This is a genomic window from Streptomyces sp. NPDC030862 (assembly GCF_055571835.1).
Map to the genome: position 1 here is coordinate 31256 of NZ_JBVIEN010000008.1, position 26322 is coordinate 57577.

The 26322-nt window shown below is 73.5% G+C and carries 23 protein-coding genes and 1 riboswitch; of the genes, 11 read left to right on the top strand and 12 right to left on the bottom strand.

Features of this window, described 5'->3' with window-relative positions; all coding sequences use genetic code 11:
• Nucleotide 1: 1 nt before the first annotated feature.
• The 4 genes from pknB to thiO all read right to left on the bottom strand — a co-directional run bounded on the left by pknB (nucleotide 2) and on the right by thiO (nucleotide 4296).
• Nucleotides 2-1951 carry a Stk1 family PASTA domain-containing Ser/Thr kinase gene (gene pknB, locus ACZ42X_RS21790; RefSeq protein WP_468292525.1) on the bottom strand — a complete coding sequence of 650 codons (1950 nt, stop codon included), beginning with the start codon at nucleotides 1949-1951 and terminating at the stop codon, nucleotides 2-4.
• A gap of 126 nt (nucleotides 1952-2077) precedes the next feature.
• Complete coding sequence (locus ACZ42X_RS21795; protein ID WP_468292528.1) at nucleotides 2078-2872, bottom strand: thiazole synthase; 795 nt, start codon at nucleotides 2870-2872, stop codon at nucleotides 2078-2080.
• Nucleotides 2873-2875: 3 nt separating this feature from the next.
• Nucleotides 2876-3076, bottom strand: coding sequence for a sulfur carrier protein ThiS (gene thiS / locus ACZ42X_RS21800; protein ID WP_355366970.1), 201 nt, complete (start codon nucleotides 3074-3076; stop codon nucleotides 2876-2878).
• Entirely contained in the window at nucleotides 3073-4296 is a 1224-nt protein-coding gene (gene thiO, locus ACZ42X_RS21805) for a glycine oxidase ThiO (RefSeq protein ID WP_468292532.1), read from the bottom strand. The genes thiS and thiO overlap by 4 nt, the downstream gene beginning before the upstream one ends.
• Nucleotides 4294-4406: riboswitch (TPP riboswitch) on the bottom strand. It overlaps the preceding gene by 3 nt.
• A 100-nt stretch (nucleotides 4407-4506) precedes the next feature.
• On the opposite strand from thiO, the gene ACZ42X_RS21810 reads away from it, so the two are divergent.
• The 5 genes from ACZ42X_RS21810 to ACZ42X_RS21830 all read left to right on the top strand — a co-directional run bounded on the left by ACZ42X_RS21810 (nucleotide 4507) and on the right by ACZ42X_RS21830 (nucleotide 8903).
• Nucleotides 4507-5727, top strand: coding sequence for an NAD(P)/FAD-dependent oxidoreductase (locus tag ACZ42X_RS21810; protein WP_468292535.1), 1221 nt, complete (start codon nucleotides 4507-4509; stop codon nucleotides 5725-5727).
• A 70-nt stretch (nucleotides 5728-5797) separates the two neighbouring features.
• Nucleotides 5798-6163 (top strand): Rv2175c family DNA-binding protein, encoded by a 366-nt coding sequence (locus tag ACZ42X_RS21815; protein ID WP_361414510.1) that lies wholly within the window; start codon nucleotides 5798-5800, stop codon nucleotides 6161-6163.
• 105 nt (nucleotides 6164-6268) lie between these two features.
• Entirely contained in the window at nucleotides 6269-6919 is a 651-nt protein-coding gene (gene thiE, locus ACZ42X_RS21820) for a thiamine phosphate synthase (protein ID WP_468292539.1), read from the top strand.
• 157 nt (nucleotides 6920-7076) lie between these two features.
• Nucleotides 7077-7994, top strand: coding sequence for a methylenetetrahydrofolate reductase [NAD(P)H] (metF, locus tag ACZ42X_RS21825; RefSeq protein WP_468292542.1), 918 nt, complete (start codon nucleotides 7077-7079; stop codon nucleotides 7992-7994).
• 51 nt (nucleotides 7995-8045) lie between these two features.
• The gene (locus tag ACZ42X_RS21830; RefSeq protein ID WP_468292544.1) at nucleotides 8046-8903 is read left to right on the top strand and encodes a hypothetical protein; all 858 of its coding nucleotides are present in this window, start codon (nucleotides 8046-8048) and stop codon (nucleotides 8901-8903) included.
• A 43-nt stretch (nucleotides 8904-8946) separates the two neighbouring features.
• Here ACZ42X_RS21830 and ACZ42X_RS21835 read toward each other — a convergent pair whose 3' ends face one another.
• The 4 genes from ACZ42X_RS21835 to ACZ42X_RS21850 form a co-directional block, all read right to left on the bottom strand.
• A complete protein-coding gene (locus tag ACZ42X_RS21835) occupies nucleotides 8947-10464 on the bottom strand; it encodes a phytoene desaturase family protein (protein ID WP_468292547.1) in 1518 nt (505 codons plus the stop codon).
• 368 nt (nucleotides 10465-10832) lie between these two features.
• Complete coding sequence (locus tag ACZ42X_RS21840; protein WP_468292550.1) at nucleotides 10833-11444, bottom strand: TetR/AcrR family transcriptional regulator; 612 nt, start codon at nucleotides 11442-11444, stop codon at nucleotides 10833-10835.
• Between the two features lie 23 nt (nucleotides 11445-11467).
• Nucleotides 11468-13555, bottom strand: a complete 2088-nt coding sequence (locus ACZ42X_RS21845) for a YhgE/Pip family protein (RefSeq protein WP_468292552.1) — start codon at nucleotides 13553-13555, stop codon at nucleotides 11468-11470.
• Nucleotides 13527-14234 carry an ATP-binding cassette domain-containing protein gene (locus ACZ42X_RS21850; protein WP_468293387.1) on the bottom strand — a complete coding sequence of 236 codons (708 nt, stop codon included), beginning with the start codon at nucleotides 14232-14234 and terminating at the stop codon, nucleotides 13527-13529. Before ACZ42X_RS21850 ends, ACZ42X_RS21845 begins: the two co-directional genes overlap by 29 nt.
• Before the next feature lie 417 nt (nucleotides 14235-14651).
• On the opposite strand from ACZ42X_RS21850, the gene ACZ42X_RS21855 reads away from it, so the two are divergent.
• From ACZ42X_RS21855 to ACZ42X_RS21865, 3 genes are all read left to right on the top strand, one after another.
• Nucleotides 14652-15143 carry an SAV_6107 family HEPN domain-containing protein gene (locus ACZ42X_RS21855; RefSeq protein ID WP_468292555.1) on the top strand — a complete coding sequence of 164 codons (492 nt, stop codon included), beginning with the start codon at nucleotides 14652-14654 and terminating at the stop codon, nucleotides 15141-15143.
• A gap of 65 nt (nucleotides 15144-15208) precedes the next feature.
• Nucleotides 15209-15967, top strand: a complete 759-nt coding sequence (locus ACZ42X_RS21860) for a methyltransferase (protein ID WP_468292558.1) — start codon at nucleotides 15209-15211, stop codon at nucleotides 15965-15967.
• Between the two features lie 266 nt (nucleotides 15968-16233).
• Complete coding sequence (locus tag ACZ42X_RS21865) at nucleotides 16234-16629, top strand: DUF3040 domain-containing protein (protein ID WP_361414528.1); 396 nt, start codon at nucleotides 16234-16236, stop codon at nucleotides 16627-16629.
• Between the two features lie 130 nt (nucleotides 16630-16759).
• Here the strand turns inward: ACZ42X_RS21865 and ACZ42X_RS21870 are convergent, their stop codons facing one another.
• From ACZ42X_RS21870 to ACZ42X_RS21885, 4 genes are all read right to left on the bottom strand, one after another.
• A complete protein-coding gene (locus ACZ42X_RS21870; RefSeq protein ID WP_468292562.1) occupies nucleotides 16760-19192 on the bottom strand; it encodes a transglutaminase TgpA family protein in 2433 nt (810 codons plus the stop codon).
• Complete coding sequence (locus tag ACZ42X_RS21875) at nucleotides 19189-20580, bottom strand: DUF58 domain-containing protein (protein WP_468292565.1); 1392 nt, start codon at nucleotides 20578-20580, stop codon at nucleotides 19189-19191. The genes ACZ42X_RS21870 and ACZ42X_RS21875 overlap by 4 nt, the downstream gene beginning before the upstream one ends.
• On the bottom strand, nucleotides 20580-21668 hold the full coding sequence (locus tag ACZ42X_RS21880; protein ID WP_468292567.1) for an AAA family ATPase: 1089 nt from the start codon (nucleotides 21666-21668) through the stop codon (nucleotides 20580-20582). The genes ACZ42X_RS21875 and ACZ42X_RS21880 overlap by 1 nt, the downstream gene beginning before the upstream one ends.
• Before the next feature lie 281 nt (nucleotides 21669-21949).
• Nucleotides 21950-22513, bottom strand: coding sequence for a beta-class carbonic anhydrase (locus ACZ42X_RS21885; protein WP_468292570.1), 564 nt, complete (start codon nucleotides 22511-22513; stop codon nucleotides 21950-21952).
• Between the two features lie 374 nt (nucleotides 22514-22887).
• Between ACZ42X_RS21885 and rsmH the strand changes: the two genes are divergently transcribed.
• The 3 genes from rsmH (at nucleotide 22888) to ACZ42X_RS21900 (ending at nucleotide 26311) form a co-directional block, all read left to right on the top strand.
• On the top strand, nucleotides 22888-23853 hold the full coding sequence (rsmH, locus tag ACZ42X_RS21890; RefSeq protein ID WP_361414538.1) for a 16S rRNA (cytosine(1402)-N(4))-methyltransferase RsmH: 966 nt from the start codon (nucleotides 22888-22890) through the stop codon (nucleotides 23851-23853).
• 88 nt (nucleotides 23854-23941) lie between these two features.
• On the top strand, nucleotides 23942-24352 hold the full coding sequence (gene ftsL, locus ACZ42X_RS21895; protein WP_468292574.1) for a cell division protein FtsL: 411 nt from the start codon (nucleotides 23942-23944) through the stop codon (nucleotides 24350-24352).
• A 3-nt stretch (nucleotides 24353-24355) separates the two neighbouring features.
• A complete protein-coding gene (locus tag ACZ42X_RS21900) occupies nucleotides 24356-26311 on the top strand; it encodes a peptidoglycan D,D-transpeptidase FtsI family protein (protein WP_468292577.1) in 1956 nt (651 codons plus the stop codon).
• Nucleotides 26312-26322 lie beyond the last annotated feature (11 nt).

Sequence of the window (26322 nt, forward strand, 5' to 3'; positions counted from 1 at the left end):
CTCAGATTCCCTTGGTCTTGATGGTGATGGTGCTGCCCTCGGGGGCCTTCTCGCCGCCGGCTACGGACTGCTCGCTCACGGTGTCGCTCAGGAAGGGGAAGGCCTTCTCGACCTTCACCTGGAAGCCCGCGGCCTCCAGTTCGCGCCGCGCGTCGTCGACGCCGTCGCCCGTGACGTCGGGCACGGCGACCATGCGGGGGCCCTTGGAGACGGTGAGCGTGACCGTGTCGCCCTTGGCGGCCTGGCGGCCGTCGGCCGGGGACTGGCTGGCGACCGCGCCCGCGTTCTGGGCCGAGTGCACCCGCTCGGGGGCGACCTTCACGGTGAACCCGGCCTCCTCCAGCGTACGGGTGGCGTCCTTGACCGGGTCGCCGGTGACGTCCGGGACGTCGACCGGGGCGCCCCGGCTGACCACGAGGGCGACGGCGGAGTCGGGGTTGCGCTCGGTGCCGGGCTTCGGGTCGGTGCCGATCACCGCGCCCTGCTCGACCTCCTCGCTGAAGGCCTTGGTGACCACGCCCGGCGCGAGACCGGCCTTGGTCAGCTCGCGCTTCGCCTCGGCGAGCGGCTTGCCCTTGAGGTCGGGGACCTTCACGATCTCGGGACCGCGCGAGATCGTGAGCGTCACGGAGCCGTTGTCCCGGATCCGCTCGCCGGGGGCGGGATCGCTGGCCATGACCGTGCCCCGCTCGTAGGCGCTGCTGTAGGCCCGCTTGACCCCCTTGACGTCGAGGCCGACGTCCGTGAGCCGCTTCTCCGCCTCGGCCTGGGTCTGGCCGAGGAGCGTCGGGACGCGGGTGAACTGCCCCGAGTTGATGTACCAGACGCCCGCGCCGACCCCCAGCACGAGCAGGACGGCCACCAGTGCGGCGATCATGCCGCGCCGGGGGTCGCGCACCGTCGCCGGCCGGTCGGGCGCCGGGGCCGGAGGCTGCAGGGCCGGCGGCACCTCCAGGCGGCTGGTGTGGCGGACCGGCTCCTGCGGCTCGGGCAGCGGGCGCGCGATCACGCTGGTCACGTCCTCCGGACCGCCGGCCCCGTCCGCCGCGGGCACCTCCGCCGGCGGCTGTGCCCGTACCGACGGCGGGTCCAGGTCCAGCTGCTCGTCGCCGAGCGCAGCCCGCGCCTCGCGGGCGTGCGCGAGCAGCGCCACGGCGTCGTACGGGCGGACCTCGGGGTTGCGGGCCGTGGCCAGCGCCACCAGCTCGTCCAGCTCGACCGCGAGCCCGGGTACGGCGGCGGACGGGGCCGGAACGTCCGCGTTCAGGTGCTGGTAGAGGACCTGGGCGGGCGTGTCGCCGGAGTGCGGCTTGGCGCCGGTCAGCATCTCGTACAGGACCACACCGCACGCGTACACATCGGTGCGCGTGTCGGCGGCGCCGTCCTCGATCTGCTCCGGCGCCAGGTAGGACACGGTGCCGAGTACGGAACCGGTGGTGTTCGTGGCGGCGCCGACGGCCCGGACGAGCCCGAAGTCGGCGACCTTGACCCGGCCGTCGTCCCCGATCAGCACGTTCTCCGGCTTCATGTCCCGGTGGACGAAGCCCGCCCGGTGCGCGGCCCCCAGCGCCGCGAGCACCGGCTCCAGGATGTCGAGCGCGGCCCGCGGGCGCAGGGCGCCGCGCTCGCGCAGCACGTCCCGGAGGGTGCAGCCCGCGACGTACTCCATGGCGAGGTACACGTACGCCCCGTCGGCGCCCTGGTCGAAGACCCCGACCACGTTCGGGTGCGAGAGCCGCGCCACGGACTTGGCCTCGCGGATGAACCGCTCGACGAAGGTCGCGTCCGTGGCGAGGGCCGGGTGCATCACCTTGAGCGCGAGCACCCGGTCGAGCCGGGTGTCCACCGCCCGGTACACCGTGGCCATGCCCCCGACGGCGATGCGCGCCTCGACTCGGTAGCGGCCGTCGAGCAGCTGGCCCACGAGCGGGTCGTGCAGGGTCGTATCCACCCGCCCGAGTCTACGAGCCCGCACCGACACCCCTGCCGCCCCGTACGAGCCCCTGCCGTGACTGCAGCCGAGCTGTGACACCGACGACACCTCCGGCGCCCCTGGAGGGGCGCCGTCGGGACGCCGTCAGAACGCCGGCCGCTCCGGATCCAGGACCGCGCGCCCCTCCACCGGGGACGACGCCTCCGCGAAGTGCCGGCGCGGGATCCGCCCGGCGCGGTACGCGAGGCGGCCCGCCTCGACCGCATGGCGCATCGCCTCGGCCATCAGCACCGGCTCCTGCGCCCGCGTCACCGCCGAGGCCAGCATCACCGCCGCGCACCCCAGCTCCATGGCGAGCGCCGCGTCCGACGCCGTACCGGCGCCCGCGTCCAGGATCACCGGCACGCGCGCGTGCTCCACGATCAGCTGGAAGTTGTGCGGGTTGCGGATGCCGAGCCCCGAGCCGATCGGCGAACCCAGCGGCATGATCGCCGCGCAGCCGACGTCCTCCAGCTTGCGCGCGAGCACCGGGTCGTCGTTGGTGTACGGCAGGACCGTGAAGCCGTCGTCGACCAGGGTCTCGGCGGCGTCGAGCAGCTCGATCGGGTCGGGCAGCAGCGTCCGCTCGTCGGCCACCACCTCCAGCTTGATCCAGTCCGTGCCGAGCGCCTCCCGCGCGAGCCGGGCCGTCAGGACCGCCTCGCCCGCGGTGAAACAGCCCGCGGTGTTCGGCAGGACGCGGATGCCCAGCTTGTCGAGGACCGACAGGACCGAGCCCCGGACGGTCGGGTCCAGGCGGCGCATCGCCACGGTCGTCAGCTCGGTGCCGCTGGCGACGAGGGCGCGTTCCAGTACGTCGAGGCTGGGCGCCCCGCCCGTACCCATGATCAGCCGGGAGTCGAAGGAGGTCCCGGCGATGGTGAGACGGTCGTCTGCCATGGTTCAGCCCCCCTGGACCGCGGTGAGGACCTCGACGCGGTCGCCGTCGCCGAGCAGCGTCCCGGCCCACTGGCTGCGCGGGACGACGGTCTCGTTGACGGCGGCGGCGACACCGGACGGCGCGGTGGTGAGGGTGGCGACCAGGGCGTCGAGCGTGGTCGGGGCGGCGAGCTCGCGGGCCTCGCCGTTCACGGAGACGTTCATGACACTCCAACCGGAGAGACGGAAGAGGGGGCGGAAAGAGCGGGGGTGGTTGCGGAGAATCGGGCCGGGGCGAACGGACGCGCCTGCTCCGGCAGCTCCCCGCTCGCCAGCACCTCGGCCATCACGTCCCCCGTGACGGGCGTCAGCAGCACCCCGTTGCGGTAGTGCCCGGTCGCCAGGTGCAGCCCCGGCAGCGCGCTCGGGCCCAGCAGCGGCGCGTTGTCGGGCGACCCCGGGCGCAGCCCCGCGCGGGTTTCGGTCAGCGGCAGCTCGGTGATGCCCGGCACCAGCTCGTGCGCGTCGCGCAGCAGTTCGTAGACCCCGCCCGCCGTGACCGTGGTGTCCCAGCCGAGCTCCTCGCTCGTGGCGCCGACGACCAGCTCGCCGTTCTCGCGCGGCACCAGGTACACATGGCTGCCGCGCACCACCGCCCGCACCGTCCGGGAGAGGAACGGCGCGTACGCGCGCGGCACCGTCAGCCGCAGCACCTGCCCCTTGACGGGCCGTACCGGCGGCAGGACGTCGTCCGGTACGCCGCCGAGCCGGCCGCTGAGACTGCCCGCGGCCAGCACCACCTGATCGGCGGCCAGCTCCGTGCCGTCCTTCAGGGCCGCCCCGGCCGCCCGGCCCCGGACCACCAGCAGCCGCTCCGCCCAGGCGCGGTGGAACACCACCCCGGCCCGCTCGCACGCGGCCACCAGGGCCGCCGCGAGCCGCCGCGGATCGACCTGGTGGTCGCCGTCCACCCGCAGCCCGCCGCGCACACCGGGCGCCAGCATGGGCTCCAGGCGGCGGCACTCACGGCCGTTCAGCCACTCGGACTGAAGGCCGCACCGGCTCTGCAGCGCGTGCAGCTCGCGCAGGTGCGCGCGGTCGTCGGCGTCCAGCGCGACGGCCAGCGTGCCGCACGCGCGGTAGCCGACGTCGAGGCCGCCCGCCGCCTCCCGGAGCTCGGTGACGAAGTCCGGGTAGCGGCGCGCCGACGCGAGGTTGAGGCCGAGGAGCGTCTCCTCGCCGTAGTGGAGCTCGGTGACCGCGGCGAGCATGCCCGCCGCGACCTGGGCGGCCCCGCCGCCCGGCTCCGGGTCGACGACGGCCGTGCGCAGCCCCCGCTGCGCCGCCCGCCAGGCCGTGACCAGGCCGATGATCCCGCCCCCGATGACGAGGACATCCGAGCCTGTACGTGTCGATTCCGTACGTGTCGATCCACGTGGATGCATGGGCGTCCAGCCCCTCCCTTCGCCGGCATGACCCGGATCAGGTTCGTACGGTCGGAGGCCGTCCAGCCTCCCTCTCAGCCCGGTGCGTCCGGGCTCCCGCGAGTGCTCTGCGGTGGCCAGCCTAACCCGACCCCCCAACGGCCAGTAAGGGTGTCTTCACTCTGGCCCGACGACCCGTCACCTACGTAAGGTGATCGCGTGAGCGAGCGGATGCATACAGAGCGGCTGGCGGCCGAGCGGCGCGTCGTCATCGTCGGGGCGGGGATAGCGGGTGTGCAGACCGCCGTGGCCCTGCGCGAACAGGGCTTCGCGGGGCAGGTGCTGCTGATCGGCGCCGAGCCGCACCAGCCGTACGACCGGCCGCCGCTCTCCAAGGCGGTGCTGCTCGGCACGGCGGAGGGCTCGGCCTTCGAGGTCGACTTCGAGGCCCTCTCCATCGACCTGCGCCTCGGCCTGGCCGTGACCGGCGTACGCCCCCTCGCCCACGAGATCGACACGGAGGAGGGACCCCTTCCGTACGACGTGCTGGTCATCGCGACCGGCGCCGTGCCGCTGTCGCTGCCCGGCTCCGAGGGCGTCCCCGGCGTCCACCTGCTGCGCACCCTCGACGACGCCGAGCGGCTGCGCCCGGTCCTCGCCGAGCAGCACGACATCGTGGTCGTCGGCGCCGGCTGGATCGGCGCCGAGTTCACCACGGCCGCCCGCGGGGCGGGCTGCGCCGTGACGGTCGTCGAGGCCGCCGAGCGGCCGCTGGCGGGCGCCCTGCCGGCCGAGGTCGCCGCTCCGATGGCCGACTGGTACGAGGAGGGCGGCGCGAAACTCCTGACCAACGCGCGCGTGGGTCACGTCGAACCGGGCGAGGTGGCCCTGGAGGACGGCCGGCTCCTGCCCGCCGGGGCGGTGGTCGTCGGCATCGGCGCCCGGCCCGCCACCGACTGGCTGGCCGGTTCCGGCATCGACCTCGCCAAGGACGGCGCCGTCCTCGCGGACGACCACCTGCGCACGTCCGTACCCGATGTGTACGCCGTCGGCGACTGCGCCTCCTTCCCCTCCGCCCGCTACGGCGAGCGGCTGCTGGTCCACCACTGGGACAACGCCCTCCAGGGGCCGCGCACGGTCGCGGCCGGCATCGTGGGCGAGGCGCCGCACCCGTACGACCCGGTGCCGTACTTCTGGTCCGAGCAGTTCGGCCGCTTCGTGCAGTACGCGGGCCATCACGGCGCCGCCGACGCGATGGTGTGGCGCGGCGACCCGGCCGGTGCCGCCTGGTCCGTCGCGTGGCTGCGGGAGAACGTCCTGGTCGCCCTGCTGGCGGTCGGCCGCCCCCGGGACCTGGCGCAGGGCCGCAAGCTGATCGAGGCGGGCACACCCCTCGACGCGGAGCGCGTCGCGGACCCGTCGGTCCCCCTGAAGGCCGCGGCCGCGGCCTAGGGGGTGGGTCCGACGCGCCCTTGGCCCAGCCCGGGTACCGCCTGTCAGTCCGGGATGGCACGCTTGTCCCGTGACCGAGATTGACGCAAAAATCGATGCTCTCGTCCCCGCCTGGCTCCACCTGCCCGACATCGCGGAAATGCTGGGTGTCGAGGTGACGCGCGTGCGGCAGCTGGTCAAGGAGGGCCAGCTGATCGCCGTGCGCCGTGGTGAGAACCGGACGCTGCAGGTCCCTGCCGTCTTCATCAAGGACGGCAAGGTCCTCAAGGGCCTCTCCGGGACCCTGACGCTGCTGCGGGACGACGGCTTCACCGACGAAGAGATGCTGGAGTGGCTCTTCACCCCCGACCCGTCCCTGCCGGGCACCCCCGCGCAGGCGCTCAGCGAGAATCGCGGCACGGAGGTGAAGCGCCGCGCCCAGGCGCTCGCCGTCTGACGTACTGACACCCGAACACCGACACCAGGCGGTGTACGGGCCGGCCGGCACGCTCGCGCGCCCGCGCCGGTCCGTGCACCGCCGCACCAACGGGGGGAACCTCTCATGGCCACCGCACGCGCGCTCCTGTCCGACGCCCGGCTCTACCTGTGCACGGACGCCCGCAAGCGGCAGGGGGACCTCCCCGAGTTCCTCGACGCCGTGCTCGCCTCCGGCGTGGACATCGTCCAGCTGCGCGACAAGGGCATGGAGGCCGGCGAGGAGCTGGAGCACCTGGAGGTGTTCGCGGACGCCTGCCGCCGCCACGGCAAGCTGCTCGCGGTGAACGACCGGGCCGATGTGGCGCACGCCATCGGCTCCGACGTGCTGCACCTGGGCCAGGGCGACCTGCCGGTCCCGGCCGCGCGCGCGATCCTCGGCGACCAGGTGCTGGTGGGCCGCTCCACGCACGGCGAGTCGGAAGTCGACGCGGCGGTCGCCGAGCCCGGCGTCGACTACTTCTGCACCGGCCCCTGCTGGCCCACGCCCACCAAGCCCGGCCGGTACGCGCCGGGGCTGGACCTCGTCCGGTACGCCGCGTCGCTGGAGCAGCGGCGGCCCTGGTTCGCGATCGGCGGCATCGACGCGGACAACCTGGACCAGGTCCTGGACGCCGGCGCCCGCAGGATCGTCGTCGTACGGGCGATCACCGAGGCCGACGACCCGGCGGCCGCGGCGGCGGCCCTGGCCAAGCGGGTGCGCGAGCTCACTGTCTGAGACGGCCGTCTCAGATGGCTGTCGGGAGGGCGGGCTGAGCGGCCCCTGAGGGCGATATGAGCCCCGTTTTGTCCGATGGGTGGACAACAATCCGGCAAATCGGACGAATTCCCCTGCTCTGGTTGGGTGACGGACCCACCGTCGTTAACCTGCCCGTATGGCCCTTGGCACACCCTCCACCAGGACAGATCGCGCCCGCACCGTGCGCGATCTGCTCGCGACCGGCAAGACGACGTACTCCTTCGAGTTCTGGGCGCCCAAGACCGAGAAGGGCGAGCGGAACCTCTGGAACGCGCTGCGCCGGGTCGAGGCGGTGGCGCCGAGCTTCGTCTCCGTGACCTACGGAGCCGGTGGCTCCACTCGTGCCGGGACCGTCAAGGCCACCGAGCAGATCGCCGCCGACACCACCCTCACGCCCGTCGCGCACCTCACCGCGGTCAACCACACCATCGCCGAGCTGCGCAACATGATCGGCCAGTACGCCGACGCCGACATCCGCAACATCCTCGCCGTCCGGGGCGACCCGCCCGGCGACCCGATGGCCGAGTGGGTCCCGCACCCGCAGGGCGTGATGTACGCCGCCGACCTCGTCCGGCTGATCAAGGAGTCCGGCGACTTCTGCGTGGGCGTCGCCGCCTTCCCGGAGATGCACCCCCGCTCCGCCGACTGGGACACGGACATCCGCCACTTCGTGGACAAGTGCCGGGCCGGTGCGGACTACGCCATCACCCAGATGTTCTTCGACCCGGAGGACTACCTGCGGCTCCGCGACCGGGTCGCGGCGAAGGGCTGCGAGACGCCGATCATCCCGGAGATCATGCCGGTGACGAACGTCAAGCAGATCGAGCGATTCGCCCGGCTGAGCAATGCGCACTTCCCGCCCGCCCTGAAAGAGCGCATCCTCGCCGTCAAGGACGATCCGGCCGCTGTACGCTCCATTGGCATCGAGTTCGCAACGGAGTTCGGCGCTCGTCTGCTGTCCGAGGGCGTACCCGGGCTGCACTTCATCACGCTGAACAACTCCACCGCGACGCTCGAGATCTACGAAAATCTCGGACTGCACACGCAGTCCTGACCGGCCGTACCCGCCACGTCCCGGGGCGGCGGCCGTACGAGAGGGGCGGGCATGGGCTGGACGGTCCTCTACATCGCGTTCGGAATCGTCGCGCTGTGGCTGCTCGGTGAAGTGCTCCTGCAGTACAAGGCCCGGCTGCGGTGGCGCCTGCTCGCCTTCGCCGGCTTCCTGGGCGTGGTGCTGGGGGTGCTGCTGCCCTCCGTCGCGGTGATCATCGTGGGCGCGCTCGCGTTCGCCGTCGGCCAGACGTACGTCACGCTCTCCTTCCGGCGCGGCTTCTCCACCGGCTGGGCGCTCGGCGGCCGCCCCGGCGCGAGCCGCCGTCGCCGCGGCGGGGGGAGCGCCGCCGGGCCCACGCTGGAGGTCACGGACGTGGCGTACGACACGCCCGAGTCGGCGCCCGAGGCCGGGCCCGCCGAGACCACGGCCGTCTACGAGCCGCAGCCGCTCCCGGACGAGACCGGGCAGTACGGCGTCTACACGGGCCCCACCGGCTACGGCACCGACCAGGCCGGCGACCCGGGCGGTGCCGCCGACGGGACCCCCGCGTACGACACCGGCTTCGGGAGCCCCGCCCCGGCCGGCTACGACCAGCAGGACGCGTACACGTACACCGCCTCGTACGACTACGGCACCGGCCAGCAGCAGTACGCCACCTACTCCGACCCGTACATCGGCCCCAGCGCCGCCGGGCCGGTGCCCGGCGCCCAGCCGTACGGCGCGTACGACGGCTACGGCGGCCAGCAGCCCTACGCCGACCCCTACGCCGGGCAGTACGGCGGCGACACGCCCCCCGGCGGTGTGTGGGTGCCGCAGCAGCGCGACGCGGAGGGGCAGTACCCCCCGCCGCCGCCCGGGCAGCCGTCCCCGTACGGCTACGACCCGAACGACCCGCAGTACCGCTACTGAGGCAGCGGGGTACGGCCCCGGGGCGCCGCCACCCGCGCCCCCGCTACCGGGAGCCGCGGAAGGCGGCGCCCTCCACGATCAGCCCCGCCACCAGGGCGCCGGACATCCCGGCGTGCGCCAGCCCGCCGCCCGGGTGCGCCCAGCCCCCGGCGAAGTGGAGCCCCGGCAGCGGTGCCGTGTTCGCCGCCGGAAGCAGCCGGCCGCCCGCGCCCGCCAGCGCCGGGCCCGGCACCCGGTACGTGCCCGTCTCCCGGAAGGTGTCCGCCGGGGTGCGCACCTCACGCCACAGCAGCCGCTCCCGCAGCCCGGGTACGGCGGCCTCCGCGGCCTGGAGCATCCGGTCGGCGAAGGCGCTCACCGCCGTGTCCGCCCCGCCTTCGCCCCACAGGTTCTCCGAGGCCCAGGCGCCGCCCGCGGCGACGGTCGCGGTGACCGTGATCGCCTCATGGCCCTCGTCCGGACGCAGCCGCGCGTCGTCGGGCCGCAGCACCGTCACCGTCGGCCGGTCGCAGAGCCGGCCGTGCGCGAGGCCGTCCAGCTCGTCCACGCGGTCGGTGGAGTGCACCACCGTCCGGTGCACCGCGTCGGCGGGCCGCGCGCCGCGCAGGGCGAGGCACAGGGTCACCCGTCCGGTGCGCATCGCCTCCTGGTGACGCGGCCACTCGTCCTGGCTCTCCCACTCCAGCACCTGGTCCCGGTAGAGCGCGGGCACGGGCGCGGCCGCCACCACCTGGTCCGCGTCCACCCGGGTCCCGTCGGCCAGTTCCAGGCCCGCGGCACGGCCGCCCTCCGCCACCACCCCCGTGACCTCGGCGCCGAAGACGAAGTCGACCCTGCGGGCCCGGCAGCGCTCGTACACGGCGTCGGCCAGCGCCCGGATGCCGCCCGTCACGTACCAGCTGCCGAAGGTCTGCTCCATGTACGGCAGGACGGCGGCGGAGGCGGGCGCGGTGGCCGGATCGAAGCCGTACGCGAGGGCGTAGCTCTCCAGCAGCGCCGTCAGCCGGGGGTCGCGCAGCTCCCGGCCGCCCACCTCGGCGAGCGTCGTCGCCGCCCGGCGCAGCAGCCCGGTCTTCAGCGCCGGGTACGGGTCGCGGCGGAACGGCGACACGTCGGCCGGCAGCGGCTCCTCCAGCAGCGGGCGCCGCGAGCGGTCCCAGGCGTCCCGCGCACGCGTGAGGAAGTCGCCCCACCGCTCGCCCGCCCCCGCGCCGAGCGCCGTGTCCAGCGCCGAGACGACACCCGCGCGCGACGCGTTCGGCAGGGAGACCGCCGTGCCGTCGGCGAAGACGTGCCGGACGGCCGGGTCCACCTGGGTCATCTCGACGCACCGCTCCAGCGGTTCCTTGCCCGTCTTGACGAACAGGTCCCGGTAGACCGCGGGCAGGTGCAGCAGGCCGGGGCCGGTGTCGAAGGCGAAGCCGTCGCGCTCGAACCGGCCCACCGCGCCGCCGTACGTCGCCGTCCGCTCGTACACCGTCACCCGGTGGCCCGCGACGGCCAGCCGGGCCGCCGCCGCCATGGCGCCCATCCCGGCGCCGATCACCGCAATCCGTGCCATGTCAGGGACCATATCCGGCCCCACTGACAGCGCCGCGTCTGGGCATGAACGCGGAGGTCTGAGTACCCGTACCTAGGCGGCGAGATGAGTAGGGACGCGGATGGGGCCCTACCCGCCGGGACGGAAGAGTGGAGACCACGGAAGGGGCGCGGGTCCCGCACCGCCGACACGGGGCGGCGGAACGGCACCCGCGCACCTGCCGGAACGGGGAACCGGGGGAACGCACGGGGGATACGGGGGGACGGGGGAAGAACGGGGGACACGGGGGAAGAACGGGGGACACGGGGGAAACGCCGGTTCGGACGGGCTCGGGGGGATCGAGCCCATCCGGACCGGCTTCCGCGTCACCTGCTCCTGCTATCGGCCTGCTATCCGCGTCCGCTCACACGCCCGTGCAGCAGCCGGGACAGCGCCGCGTGGACGTCGTCGATGGAGCGCTCGCTCTGGAACGCCCGCCAGTCCAGCGCCGCCACCAGCACCATCCCGACCAGCGCCGCCGCCGTCAGCGAGACGTCGATCTCCTCGCTCAGCTCACCGGCCGCCACGGCCTCCCGCAGGACCCCCTCGACGACGGCCACCGCCTCCTGGCGTACCACCAGGAGGGTGGACTGCCAGGCCCGGTTGGTGCGCCACAGTTCGGCCACGTACAGCTGGGTGAAGGACGGGTAACGGTCGATGAAGACCAGACCCGCGCGGATCATCGCGTCCAGCGCCTCGACCCGCGTCCCGCCACGCGCCGCCGTCTCGTCGGCGGCGGACCGCAGCGAGGCCGTGAGCAGGCCGACGCCATGCCGCAGCAGCTCCTCGAAGAGCTCCGTCTTGCTCTTGAAGTTGTAGTAGACGGTGCCCTTGGCCACCCCGGCCCGTTCCGCGATCTCGTCCACCGTCGTCGCCGAGAAGCCCTGCTCGGCGATGAGGGTCACGGCGGCCTCGTACAACTTGGTACGGGTGGCCTGCCGTCTGCTGCTCTGGGCGTCCATGGCGTCGATTCTCACAGGACCGGTCACAGTGTCAGCTCCGGGTGAAGCCGGTCCAGGCTCCACACCTGCTTGCGACGGGCGGAGACGGCCGTCAGCGCCAGCGCGCCCAGGGTGAAGGCCGCCAGGACCGCGCAGGCCTGCCAGACCGGGCCCAGACCGCCGCCCGTGATGAGGCGGCGCAGCGCCTCGACGACGTAGCTCATCGGCAGGAAGGGGTGGATCGCGTTGAAGAAGCCCGGGCTGGTCTGTACGGGGTACGTGCCCCCCGCGGAGGTCAGCTGGAGCATCAGCAGCGCCAGCACCAGGATCCGGCCGGCCGCGCCGAAGCGGGCGTTCAGCCACTGGATGATCGCCGCGAAGCAGCAGGTGACCAGGGCCAGGAAGGCCACCGTCAGCGCGGCGTTGGCCATCTTCAGACCCAGGCCCCAGTGCAGGACGGACATCAGGGCGGCCACCTGGAGGAGGCCGATGGTGGCGACCGGGAGCCAGCCGGCCAGCGCGATCCGCCAGGCGGAGGCACCGGCGGCGAGGGCGCGCCGGTTGAGCGGCTGGATCAGCATGTACGCCACCATGGCGCCCACCCAGAGGGAGAGCGGGATGAAGTACGGGGCGAAGCCGGTGCCGTAGTTGTCCGCCTTGTGCAGCGACTGGGCGGCGAGCTTGACCGGGTCGGCCATCACCTCGGTGCGGCGGTCCCGGGCCTCCTTGTCGTAGTCCGGGATCTTCTCGACGCCGTCGTTGAGGCCGGCGGCGAGCTCGGTGGAGCCGTCGGCGAGCTTGAACAGACCGCCGCTGAGCTCCCCGGCGCCCTTCTTGAGCTTGCCGACGCCCGTGTCGAGATCGGTGGAGCCCGTCTTGGCGCTCGTCACGCCGGAGTGCACCTTGTCGGCGCCCTCGGCGACCGCGTGGGCGCCCTTGTTGAGCTCGTTGATCTTCTTGACGGCGTCCGCGAGGTCGCTGTCCAGGTTCGGCGCCCGCTTGGCGAGGGCGTCGGCCCTCTTCTGGAGGTCGGCCAGCTGCGCGTCCAGCTTCTTCAGGTCGCCGTTGCCGTCCTTCGACAGCTCGTGGAGGTCGTCGGCGATCTTCGCCACGTCGGCGGCCGAGACCTTGGCGCGCGCCATGGCCGGGCACAGCTGCGGGTCGGGCAGCGGCGCGTCCTCGCAGCGCTCCTTGTGGATGGCCGCCAGCTCGTCGGCCGCCTTGTGGGCGCCCTCGCGCGCGGTGGGGCCGGTCTTCACGATGAGGTCGAGGTTGTGGCGCATGGCCTGTGACAGGTCCGAGACCAGCCGGGCCGAGTCGCCGATCTTCTTGCCGTTGTCCTTCAGGTACGGGCGGACGTCGGCGGCCACGCCGTTGACCTTGTCGGCCAGCTGCTGGGTGCCCTGCGCCACCTCCCGGGCGCCGTTCTCCACCCGGCCCGCGCCCTTGTCGAGCTCCTTCAGGCCGCCGGCCAGCTTGCCGCTGCCCTCCTTGGCGTCCGTCAGGCCCTTGGACAGGTCCTCGGAGCCCTTCTTGGCCTTGCCGACGCCTTCCTTCACCTGGTCGGCGCCCTCGGCGGCCTTCTCGGTCGCGTCGTGGATGTCCGAGAAGGAGATGAAGATCTTGTCCAGGAAGGAGCGGGACGACTTCGTCGAGGCGGCGGTGCGCACCTCGGAGAACACCGTCCGGGAGATCTGCCCGACGATGTAGTTGTTGGCGTCGTTCGTACGCACCCGGAGGGCGCCCGTCTCCGGCGAGTCGCCGGAGCTGGAGGCGATCCGCTCGCTGAAGTCGTGCGGCATGGTCAGCGACAGGTAGTACGTGCCGTCCTCCACGCCCTCCCGGGCCTCGGCGTCGCTCACCTCGTGCCAGTCGAAGACCTTGCTGTCGCGCAGGTTCTCGGTGATCTCGTCGCCGGCGTTGAGCTTCTTGCCGTCGGCGGTGGCGCCCTTGTCCTCGTTGACGAGCGCCACGGGGATCTTGTCGAGCCTGCCGTACGGGTCCCAGAAGGACCACAGGTACAGCGCGCCGTACAGGAGCGGCAGCAGCAGGATCGCGACGAGTGCGGCGCGCGGCAGCTTGCCCCTGCCGAACCGCTTCAGCTCAAGCGCGGCCAGTTTCGGCGAGCGCATCGGCCGCCCCCTCCTCGGACTCGGTGGTGCGGATCGTGATCGTGTTCCCGGGGGCCTCACTGCACACGGCGAGCACGGTGGTGCCGCCGGCGGCTATGGACCGCAGCATCGACCAGGCCTGGACGCGGTCGGCGTCGGAGAGCTTGAGGTCGGCGTCGTCGACGGCCAGCAGGCGCGGTTCGCCGATGAGGGCGAGGGCGACGGACAGGCGCAGGGCCTCCAGCCGCTCCAGATCGCGGACGGAGGTGCGCTCGCCCTTGGGCAGCGTGGCCGTGTCCAGCCCGGCGGCCTGGAGCGCCGCTTCGATGCGGGCGCGGGAGGCGGCGGCGCGCTCGGCCCGCGGGCGCAGCAGGGTGCGCAGCAGGGCCCGCGGCGAGGCGTCGAAGTGGCGCTGGAGCAGCGCGCGCTCGCGCAGGTGCTCGGCGACGGTGAACGCCGGGTCGAGGTCGCTGACCCCGGGCACGTGCCCCAGCGCGCTGATGCGGCGCACGGCGGCCATCTTGCGGGGCAGCGGCAGGCCGCCGACCTCGGCGTGGCCCTCGGTGGGGCGCATGCGGCCCGTGAGGGCCAGCAGCAGGCAGGTGCGACCGGAGCCGGACGGCCCCTCGATGGTGACGAGCGCCCCGGGTTCCGCCTTCACGGACACCCCCCGGAAGACCCACCCCCGTGGCCCCTTCATCCCCAGGCCCTCGACGAGGAGGACCGCGCCGCGCGCGGCCTCGGCCTTTTCGGCCGTTGCGGGCGCCGGGGTCGTAGGGGCCGCCTGGGCCGCCGGGGTGCTTTCGGCGGGCTCCTCGGCCTCGGCCGCCCGAGCGCTCTCCGTGGCCTCGGCGGCCTCGGTGCCTTCGGCGGCCTCGGTGGCTTCGGCAGTGTCGGCGGCCTCCGCGGCCTTTTCCACGGTGTCCCGGTCGTCGTCGTGGTCGTCGTCGCTGTCCACGCGGCCTCCCCCAGAGATTTTGAACTGACCAGTCAGTGCAAAAACTACTGCGAACGTGCGCGCGAGGCAAAATCCCAGGTCAGCGCCGATTGTCAGTGGTGGACTGCACGATGGACACATACGGCCACAGCGCCGTCACACGACGACAGGAGGTTCGTCATGCCCGGCAGCTCGAACGCGGCAGCGCGCGACGTCCACCCCGTGCCGCGGCGCTCCTCCGCACCGCCCGCCGCACTCGACCTGCTCGCCAAGGCCCGCGCCGGACTCGACGAGGCGGGCTCCCTCGACAGCCCCAACGAGCGGTACGCCACGGCCCACCTCGCCGCCCTGCGCACCGCCGCCGCGGTCCTCGCCGCGCGTGGGCGCCCCGAATCCACCCCGCGCAAGCGGCAGCAGATCCGCAGCGCCTGGGACGTGCTGCCCGAGATCGCCCCCGAGCTGGACGAGTGGAGCGCCCTGTTCGCCGCCGGAGCGGCCCGCAGGGCGCGCGCCGAAGCGGGGATACCGGGCGCGGCCGGCGCCCGGGACGCCGACGACCTGATCCGCGACGTCGCCGTGTTCATACGCCTGGTGGAGCGGCTGCTCGCGCTCCAGCCCGCCCTGCCGCGTCCGCGAGCGGGAAGGCCGGGGGAGGAGGACGCCCAGGGTTGACCGAAGATCGCACGTAAGGCCATAGGGTGGGATGCGTTCGCAACCCTCCCGAGGAGTCAACTGCCGTGTCGGACCCGCAGCGCCCCCGCGCCTCCCTTCGTACCGCCGTGGTGTGGGACGTTCTCGAGGACGCCCTCGACCGCAGGGTCAAGGCGGCCGGGAAAGACAGCCTGGACGTCCTCGACACCGGTGGCGGCAGCGGCAACTTCGCCGTGCCCGTGGCCCGCCTCGGCCACCGCGTCACCGTCGTCGACCCCAGCCCCAACGCCCTGTTCGCCCTGGAGCGCCGCGCCGCCGAGGCGGGGGTCGCCGACCGGGTCAACGGTGTCCAGGGCGACATCCACGGCCTGTTCGACGTCGTCGAGCGCGGCGGCTACGACGCGGTGCTGTGCCACGGCGTCCTGGAGTACGTCGACGATCCGGCGGAGGGCGTGCGCCACGCGGTCGAGGCCCTGCGCCCGGGCGGTGCACTGAGCCTGCTCGCCGCCGGCCTGGGCGGCGCCGTCCTGGCCCGCGCGCTCGCCGGCCACTTCACCGAGGCCCGCCACGCGCTGACCGACCCGGCCGGCCGCTGGGGCGAGGGCGACCCGGTGCCCCGCCGCTTCACCGTCGACCAGCTCACCGAGGCCGTCGCGGCCGCCGGTGTGGAGGTCGGCGCGGTCCACGGCGTGCGTGTCTTCGCCGATCTGGTCCCCGGCGTGCTCGTGGACACCGAGCCCGGCGCCCTGGAGGCGCTGCTCCGGCTGGAAGCCGCCGCCGCCGAACTGCCCGCCTTCCAGTCGGTCGCCACCCAGCTGCACGTCCTGGGTGAAAAGCGCGGCTGACGCGGGCAGCGGGCTGATCAGCGGAGCAGCGGCGGACGGAGTACGTCACAGGCCCCCCGATCGCCGCCGGATCCCCGTATGATCGAGGGACACCATCCGGCATGACGGTTCGGAGGACGGGGAATCAACGCCTCACCAGCCGAACCGGCATGGCGGCCCGATCGGTGATTTGGCATTGAGGGCGGGTTTCACGGGGGCGATTCCCTGCCTATCCTGAAAGGGCCGCATACCGGTCGCCCCCCGCGACCGACGACGAGGAGGACTCCGTGCCGCTCTCGGAGCACGAGCAGCGAATGCTCGAGCAGATGGAGCGAGCGCTGTACGCCGAAGATCCCAAGTTCGCGACAGCGCTCGAGGGAAGCGGGCTGCGTACGTACACCCGGCGACGGGTCTACCAGGCGGTCGCCGGCTTCCTGGTGGGTATCGCGCTCCTCATGGCCGGAATGGTCGCCCAGCAAATCTGGATCAGCGTGGTGGGTTTTCTCGTCATGCTCGGCTGTGCGGTCCTGGCGGTCACCGGCTGGCGCAAGGCGCCCAAGCCCGGCGAGCAGCAGCAGTCACCAGGAGGCGCGGCCCCGGGCCGGCAGCCCCGGCAGCGCCGCTCGATGATGGACCGGATCGAAGAGCGGTGGCAGCGCCGCCGCGACGAGCAGGGCCACTGAGCGCGCCGCAGACATCACTCGTCCGACTCCACGCGCTTCTTCCACGCTTCCACGGGTGAGGGGTGACCGCTTCCCAGCGGTCACCCCTCACCCGTATCCGTATCCGTATCCGTGCCGTCTCTGCCCCGGCTCAGCCGCGCTGCCGGGACGGCCGGCGCAGCAGGGCCGACCACCGGTCGGCCACCCGGCGGCGGCTCGCCGCCCACCGGTCCATGACCGTCGCCCAGCGCTCCGAGACCGCCCACAGCACCCGGACGGCTGAGCGCGGCACCAGCGTCGCGCGCAGGCGGGCCGCCGGGCCGAGCGCGGCCCGCAGCCCGGTCCGTACCCGGGCGGCGTCCTCGGCGAGCCCGCTCGCCGGGCGCGGCCACGGTGCGTAGAGCACCTGCTCCACCGCGCTCGCCATCCGGTGCACCGCCTCGGCCGGTCCGCCCTCCAGCCCGCCCAGGCGCACGATGCGCTCGGCCGTGCTGCGGGGCGTGCGCGACTCGTCCGGGACGATGCCGTGGTCCCAGGCCGTGTCGACGACCTCCCGCCAGGCCGCCAGCGTCCGGGCCCCCGCGTCCTCGGCGGTACGGCCGCCGCGTCCGCCCGACGACAGCCGGCGCGCCCGGACCCGTGTCCGCCACAGCATCGGCAGCAGCGGTATCAGCGCGACCGCCGCCACACCGAGCGCGGCCAGCAGCACCGTCCCGACCGGCGTACCCGGATCGGCGGGCGGCAGTTCGCCCGGCGCCGCGGCCTCGCCGCACTCGTCCAGACGCCGCATCTGGGGCGTGCAGCTCGGGTCCGAGGAGGGCGTCGGCGACGGCGCGGCGGAGGCGCTCGCCTCGGGCCGCACCGGGGTGGGCGTCGCACCCGATGGCGCCTGCGGCCGGGTGTACTCGGGCGCCGTGCCCCGCGTCGGCGTCGGCTCGAACCGGAGCCAGCCCACCCCGTCGAAGTACAGCTCCGGCCAGGCGTGCGCGTCGCGTATGCCGACGGACATGACACCGCCGCCCTGCTGCGTCCCCGGCGTGAAGCCGACCGCCACCCGCGCCGGTATCCCCAGCGTCCGGGCCATCGCCGCCATCGAGAAGGAGAAGTGGACGCAGAAGCCCTCCTTGTCCCTCAGGAACCGGGAGACCGCGGCGACGCCCGTGCCCGAATCCACCTCGGTGTCGTAGGTGAACCCGCCTTCCACGGCGAACCAGTCCTGCAGCTTCACGGCCCGCTCGTAGTCGCTGCCCGCGCCCATGGTCACCTCCCGCGCGGTCGTCCGCACGTCCTCGGGCAGGGACTCCGGCACGCTCGTGTACTCGCGCACCACCGACTCCGGCGGCGCCGGCGCGTTCGCCAGCCGGCTCGGCGTCGGTTTCAGGACCAGGCTCGTCACGGAGTACTGCGTGCCCCGGGTGGTCTGCCCGTCGTCCCCGACGAGCATCCGCCCCTCCGGCTCGTACCTCCAGCGGCCCTCGATGTCGACGGCCGTCGCCGGGTAGGGCAACGGCAGCCACTTCTGCTCGTAGGAGTCGGCGGCCGTGAAGTTGGTGGTCACCGACGACGTCTCGACGTCATAGCCGAGCCCCTGCGGCCGGGGCAGCTGCTCCGGTACGTCCCCGACCCTGCGCTCCGACGACTTCCAGGAGGTGCCGTCGAACCGGTCGAGCGTCACCATCCGCAGGTACATGTCCGAGGAGTCCGGGGCGTTGGTGCGGTAGCGCAGCACCTCCCGGTCCTCCGGCTGGTTCAGGTCGTTCTGCAGCGACACCAGCGGGTTGACCGCGGAGATCGTGCCCCCGCCGCCCCCGCTCCCGCCGGTGCCCGCCTCGGCCAGCAGCCCGCCGCTGAGCGAGGGCAGCGCGGCCGGCACCACCAGTGCGATACCGAGGGCCACCACGCCGATCCGCCGCCCCGTACGCACCGGAGCGGTACCGCCGCCCGACGCCGGGAACCCGGTCCCGGCGCGCCCCGCCGGCTTCGCCGGCGCGCCGCCGAAGACCCGGCCCCACTGGGAGATCCGGTCCCGGCCCTCCGCCAGCAGGAGCAGCAGATAGCCGGAGGCGGCCAGCAGGAACCACGGCCAGGTGGAACCGCCGTCGGACAGGCCGGCGGCCACCGAGTACAGCGCGAGCAGCGGCAGCCCCGCGGGAGCGGCGCTGCGGAACGTCACCGCCAGCGCGTCCACCGCCAGCCCGATCAGCAGCACCCCGCCGATCAGCATCAGCCGGATGCCGTCGGTCGCGGGCGCGGGCGTCGCGTACTGCCCGACGTCCTCGGCGCCGGCCTGCAGCAGCGCGGCGAGCCGCTGGACCGCCTCCGGCCCCGGCAGCACACCGGCCACCGCCTGCTCGCGGGCGAAGACCACCGTCAGCGTCATCAGGGCCAGCACGGCCTGGGCCACCAGGGCCAGCGCCCTGGCCGGCGTGAACCGCCGCACCAGCGCGCCCGCCCCGCTCAGGACCGCCAGCAGCAGCGCCGCCTGCACGAACCAGCCGACCTGGAGCACCAGCGGCAGCAGCGCACCCGACGCCATCAGCGTGGCGGCGTACGCGCACAGCGCCAGCCTCGCGCGACCGCTCATGACCAACCCCCTGAAGACCCTGTCGAGCCGCCGCCCGGCGCGCCCGACTCCATCCGCGAGTGCCCGGCGAGCCGCCACAGGCCGGCCAGTGACGCACCCGGCGCCACGGCCAGCGCGGTCCACCCCGCCTCGGTCAGGCGGCGGACGCTGTCCTCGGCGGTCCCCGGCACCTCACCGCCGGACAGCCAGGCGCCGCTGTCGAGGACGAAGGCGACCGCCGCGCCGCTGCGCTGCCGCATCCGGGCGGCCACCGCCGCCTGCTCCTCGTCGAGGTCGCCGACGAAGGCGACCAGCAGCCCCTCGCTCCCGAGGCGCAGCACGTCGTACGCGCGCGACAGGCCAAGGCCGTCGGAGTGGTCCACGACCGCGAGCGTGTCCATCAGCAGCCCGGCGGCGTCCGCCGAGTCCTGCGTGGCACCGACGAAGCCGTCCGAGCCCGCACCGGGCAGCGGGCTCCCGGTGTCCGTCAGCAACCGCACCTCGAAGCCCCGCTCCAGCATGTGCACCAGCACGGAGGCCGCGCCCGTGACCGCCCACTCGAAGGCCGAGTCCGGCCCGCCGCCCTGGTACGCCACCGCGCGGGTGTCCAGCAGCACCGTGCACCTGGCCCGGTGCGGCTGCTCCTCGCGCCGCACCATCAGCTCGCCGTAGCGGGCGGTGGAGCGCCAGTGCACCCGCCGCAGGTCGTCGCCGTAGCGGTACTCGCGCGGGATGACGTCGTCGTCGCCGGCGACCGCCAGCGCGCGCTGCCGCCCGTCGCCGTACCCCGGCGCGTCGCCCGCCAGCCGCACCGGCGGCAGCGGTTCCGTGCGCGGTACGACCGTGAGTGTGTCGTAGGCGCTGAACGAACGGGTCAGCTCGCACATGCCGAACGGGTCGTTCAGCCGCAGCTGCAACGGCCCCAGCGGATAGCGGCCGCGCAGGTCGGAGCGGACCCGGTACGACACCTCGCGGCGCCCGCCCGCCTCGACCCGGTCCAGCACGAACCGGGGCCGCGGCCCCAGCACGTACGGCACGTGGTCCTGGAGCATCAGCAGCCCGGTGGGCAGCCGCGAGACGTTGTCCATGCGCAGGTGCACCCGCGCCTCCGCCCCGGCGGGAACCCGCTGCGGGCTCAGCCGCCGTCCGGCCACCACCCGGTAGCGGGTGCGGTAGAGCACGACCACGCACACCAGCGGCAGCACGGCGAGCAGCAGCCCGACCCGCAGCAGGTCGCCCTGGCCCAGCACGTAGGCGCAGATCACCGCCGCGACACCGGCCGCGAGGAACGACCGGCCGCGCGTGGTCAGCCCGCCGAGGGCGGCCCGTGCCCCGCCGCCTCTGCTCTCCCCGCCCCTGCCGTCGCCGCCCGTGCCCGCGCCGTCGGCGGCGGGCCCGGAGGCCGCCATCAAAGCCGCCGTACGCCGGGCTGCTGCCGGCCGTAGAGCGGAGCCGGACCGGCACCCGGCATCGGAGCCGGGGCGGCCGGCTGCTGGGCGGCCGTCGGCACCGGGATGCGCTGGAGTATCTCCAGCACCACCTGCTCGGAGGTGCGCCGGTTCAGCTGCGCCTGCGCGGTCGGCAGCAGCCGGTGCGCCAGGACCGCGACGGCCAGCGCCTGGACGTCGTCCGGCAGGGCGTAGTCCCGGCCCTGGAGCGCGGCCGAGGCCTTGGCGGCGCGCAGCAGGTGCAGCGTGGCGCGCGGCGAGGCGCCGAGCCGGAGCTCCGGGTGGCTGCGGGTCGCGGAGACCAGGTCCACGGCGTACCGCCGGACGGCCTCGGCGACATGGACCGACCGGACCGCGTCGACGAGCTTCACGATGTCGTGCGCGTGCGCCACCGGCTGGAGGTCGTCGAGCGGCGACACGGAGCCGTGGACGTCGAGCATCGCCAGCTCGGCCTCGGGGCTCGGGTAGCCCATCGAGACGCGTGCCATGAAGCGGTCGCGCTGGGCCTCGGGCAGCGGATAGGTGCCCTCCATCTCCACCGGGTTCTGGGTGGCCACCACCATGAAGGGGCTGGGCAGTTCGTAGGTCTGCCCGTCGATGGTGACCTGGCGCTCCTCCATCGACTCCAGCAGCGCGGACTGGGTCTTCGGCGAGGCGCGGTTGATCTCGTCGCCGATCACGATCTGCGCGAAGATCGCTCCCGGCTTGAACTCGAAGTCGCGGCGCTGCTGGTCGTATATCGAGACACCGGTGATGTCCGAGGGCAGCAGGTCGGGCGTGAACTGGATACGCCGGACCGAACAGTCGATGGACCGCGCCAGCGCCTTGGCCAGCATGGTCTTGCCGACGCCGGGCACGTCCTCGATGAGGAGGTGTCCCTCGGCGAGCAGCACGGTCAGCGAAAGCCGTACGACCTCAGGCTTGCCCTCGATCACAGCCTCGACCGACCTGCGGACACGCTCCGCTGTGGCGGTCAGATCTGTGAGGCTCGCTCGATCGTCATAACGATCGTCATAGGTCGTCACCCGGCCCTCCTCGGCCCGTTCCATGGGCCGTGCGCGGCTGACGGCCCGGCCCACCCTTGAAACACGGACACCGTCTCCGAACCATTCAGCGAAGGTGTCACCCCCGCATTGTTGTTGGCGTTGCCCGTGGCTGTCACTCGGCCACCGTCGGCCTGTGGATAACCAGGGTCGATATGTCGGAGGTTGCGGTGCTTTCGGGTAGTGCCGGGCCGCGAAAATTCGCAGAAATTCGCGGAGCTGCCCGAAGGCGCGCGGAACTGCCCGAAGCCGCCCGAAAGGCGCCCGGAGACGCGCGGTGGGCCCGGTCAGGAAGCGGCGTCGGCGGTGACGGCGGCGGCGTCGATCTCGCGCAGCAGACCCGTGTGCACGTCGAACACGAAGCCGCGCACGTCGTCGGTGTGAAGCAGGAACGGCGACGTGCGCACCCGCTGCATCGACTGCCGCACGTCCTGGTCGACGTCGCGGAACGACTCGACGGCCCACGTCGGCCGCTGCCCGACCTCGGTCTCCAGCTCCTGCCGGAACTCCTCGGTCAGGATCTCCAGGCCGCAGCCCGTGTGGTGCACCAGCATCACGCTGCGGGTGCCGAGCGCGCGCTGGCTGATGGTGAGCGAGCGGATCACGTCGTCGGTGACCACGCCGCCCGCGTTGCGGATGGTGTGGCAGTCGCCCAGCTCCAGGCCGAGCGCGGCGTGCAGGTCGAGGCGGGCGTCCATGCAGGCGACCACGGCGACCTGGAGCACGGGCCGCGCGTCCATCCCGGGGTCCTCGAAGCCGGCGGCGTAGCGCTCGTTCGCCTCGACGAGACGGTCGGTGACCGTGCCGGCGGTGCGTACATCGCGGGTCGAGGAATGCGCAGAAGTCGACATGTCACCGACGTTAACCGTCACAGCGGACGGGCACCGGTGGTGAGAGGGGACAAAGAGCGTCAACGTATCTTGGTGTGAGCTACCCCACAGGGGTGAGGGGATTGACCCCGTACGGGTGAGCCGCCCGGGAATGGCCCCCTTGCGCGGACGGGCCGTGCGACGCGCTGCCCGGTTGATTGACCGGGCGGGGGAGTGGACTAAAGTGACGCGAAGTTCACGGAGACATTGAGCGAATCCCAGAGAATTCCGCAGTTTCTCCCCCGCGTGTGCGGCGGTACGTACGGCTCGGCCTCCTCCCGCTCACCGGGTCGGCCGACGCCCGACCCGGCGCCGGCCCGGCAGCGCGTACGGCCGCGCCGGATCTGAGAGGGCGCATGAGCGAGCGCAGCGAGAGCCGACACGTCCCGGTGATGCTCCGGCGGTGCCTGGACATGCTGGCCCCCGCCCTGGGGAAGCCGGGCGCCGTGGTCGTCGACTGCACCCTCGGCCTCGGCGGCCACAGCGAGGCGCTGCTGACCCGCTTCCCCGAGGCGCGGCTGATCGCCCTGGACCGGGACACCGAGGCGCTGCGGCTCTCCGGCGAGCGGCTCGCAAAGTTCGGCGACCGCGCCACCCTCGTACACGCCGTCTACGACGAGCTGCCCGAGGTCCTCGAACGCCTCTCGGTCCCGCGCGTCCAGGGCGTCCTGTTCGACCTCGGCGTCTCCTCCATGCAGCTCGACGAGGCGGACCGCGGCTTCGCGTACGCCCAGGACGCCCCGCTCGACATGCGCATGGACCAGACGACCGGCATCAGCGCCGCCGAGGTCCTCAACACCTACCCGCCCGGCGAACTGGTCCGCATCCTGCGCCAGTACGGCGAGGAGAAGCAGGCCAAGCGGATCGTGGCGGCGATCGTACGGGAGCGGGAGAAGGAACCGTTCACCCACAGCGCCCGGCTGGTGGAGCTGATCCGCAACGCCCTGCCGCAGGCCGCCAAGCGCACCGGCGGCAACCCCGCCAAGCGCACCTTCCAGGCCCTGCGCATCGAGGTCAACGGCGAACTGTCGGTCCTGGAACGGGCCATCCCCGCCGCCGTGAAGGCCCTCGCGGTCGGCGGCCGGATCGCCGTCCTGTCGTACCACTCGCTGGAGGACCGGCTGGTCAAGCAGGTCTTCGCGGCGGGCGCCGCCACCACCGCACCGCCCGGCCTGCCCGTCGTACCCGAGCAGTACCAGCCGCGCCTGAAGCTGCTGACCCGCGGCGCGGAGCTGCCCACCGAGGAGGAGGTCGCCGAGAACCGCCGCGCAGCCCCCGCCCGGTTCAGGGCGGCGGAACGGATCAGGGAGGACGTCTTGTGAGCGACGCATGCGAGGCCGCCGGGCCGCGGACGACGACGAAAGCCGCACCTCTGTGCCGAGCAGGCGGAGAAGCGAGGGAGAGGAACACGTGACCAAGGCGGGACCTCTGAAGGGGCGGGCCGCGCGGCTCGCGCGGCTCATGCCGTCCGGGCCCAGTACCGCCGCCCGTACCCCCTTCGTCCTGCTGGTCGTGCTGCTCCTCGGCGGCGGGCTGATCACCCTGCTGCTGCTCAACTCCTCCCTCAACGAGGGCTCCTTCAAGCTCAGCGAACTCAAGAAGAGGACCACCGAACTCACCGACGAGGAACAGGAACTCCAGCGGGACGTGGACGACCGTTCCGCCCCCGACGCCCTGGAGCGGCGGGCCCGCGAGCTCGGCATGGTGCCCGGCGGCAGCCCCGTCTTCCTCGACCCCGACGGCACCGTCCGCGGCGTACCCAGCCCGGCCGGAGCCCCGCCCGCGCAGCCGCCCGCGTACCCGAACACCCCCGGCAGGTGACGAGTGCCCCCGACGCAGCCCCCGCCCCCGCGCCGGCGTGTGCCGGCCCCCGCGCGCCCCGCCCAGGGCCGCCCGCGCCCGTCGAGGGGGCCCGCCCGGCCGCAGTCCCGGCCCCAGCCGCGTACGGTCCGGCTCGCCAGCCCCCGGCCCCGGCTGCGGCTGGTCAGCCTCGGCCTGACGCTGGTGATGCTGACGTTCGTCGTACGGCTCCTCCAGGTCCAGGCCGTCGACGCCGACGCGTACGCCGCCAAGGCGGGGAAGAACCGCTACCTCAGCCACAAGCTCACCGCCGAGCGCGGTGAGATCACCGACCGCGCCGGCATCGCGCTGGCCGCCAGCGTCGACGCGTACGACATCACCGCCGACCCCAAGATGTTCACGCCCGAGGAGAGCAAGGCCCCCGACGCGCCCGAGCAGGCCGCCGCCCTCCTCGCGCCCATCCTCGGCAAGGACCCCGCCGAGCTGGTCAAGAAGCTCAAGGCGCCCAAGTCCCGCTACGCGCTGCTGGCCCGCCGCCAGACGCCGCAGGTGTGGAAGCAGATCAAGGACCTGAAGAACGTCTTCGCCGAGAAGGCCCGCGCCGAGAAGGCCAAGGGCGGCCCCGGCGTCAGCGTCCTCGCGGGCGTCTTCAACGAACCCAGCAGCACACGCGTGTACCCCAACGGCAGCCTCGCCGCCGGGATACTGGGCTACGTCAGGTCCGACGGCCGCGGCGGCGGAGGACTGGAGTCCATGCTCGAGAAGGAGCTGGCCGGCAAGGACGGCGAGATCACCTACGCCCAGTCCGGCGGCCGCCGGGTGCCCACCGCCGGCGCACGCGAGACCCCGGCCGTCCCCGGCTCCGACATCGAGCTGACCATCGACCGGGACATCCAGTGGGCCGCCCAGCAGGCCATCACCCAGCAGGTCGAGGCCTCCCGCGCGGACCGCGGCTACGTCATCGTGCAGGACGTCCGCACCGGCGAGGTCCTGGCCATGGCCAACGCCCCCGGCTTCGACCCCAACGACCTCTCCCAGGCCGACTCCGCCGCCATGGGCAACGCGGCCCTGCAGGACGCGTACGAGCCCGGCTCCACCAGCAAGGTCATGTCGATGGCCGCCGTCCTGGAGGAGGGCGCGGCGACGCCCTCGACCCATGTCGTCGTGCCCAACCGGCTGCACCGCGGCGACCGGCTCTTCAAGGACGACATCGACCACCCCACCTGGTACCTGACGCTCAACGGCGTCCTCGCCAAGTCCAGCAACATCGGCACCATCCTGGCCACCGGCCAGCTCGGCGACACCCAGGCCGAGGCCAACCGCGTCCTCCACTCGTACCTGCGCAAGTTCGGCATCGGCCGCCCCACCGGCCTCGGCTACCCCGGCGAGACGTCCGGCATCCTCGCCAAGCCGGAGGACTGGTCGACCTCGCAGCAGTACACGATCCCCTTCGGGCAGGGCCTGTCGGTCAACGCCATGCAGGCGGCGTCCGTCTACTCGACCATCGCCAACGGGGGCGTACGCGTGGCACCGACCCTGGTGCGCGGCACGAAGGGCCCCGACGGCCGGTTCACCCCGGCGCCCGCCCCCGAGGAGACCCGGGTCGTCAGCGAGAAGACCGCCAGGACGCTGGCCGCGATGCTGGAGTCGGTCGTCGGCGACGAGGAGGGCACCGGCACCAAGGCCGCGATCCCCGGCTACCGCGTCGCCGGGAAGACCGGCACCGCCAACCGCGTCGACCCCCAACTCGGCCGGTACAAGGGCTACACCGCCTCCTTCGCCGGCTTCGCGCCCGCCGACAAACCACGTGTCACGGTCTACTGCGCCATCCAGAACCCCACCAGGGGCAGCTACTTCGGCGGCCAGATCTGCGGCCCCATCTACAAGAAGGTCATGGAATTCGCCCTCAAGACCCTGCAAGTCCCCCCGACCGGCGAAGCGCCACCCCGGCTGCCGGTCACCTTCAAACCCGGCGAGTGAGCCGACGGGAG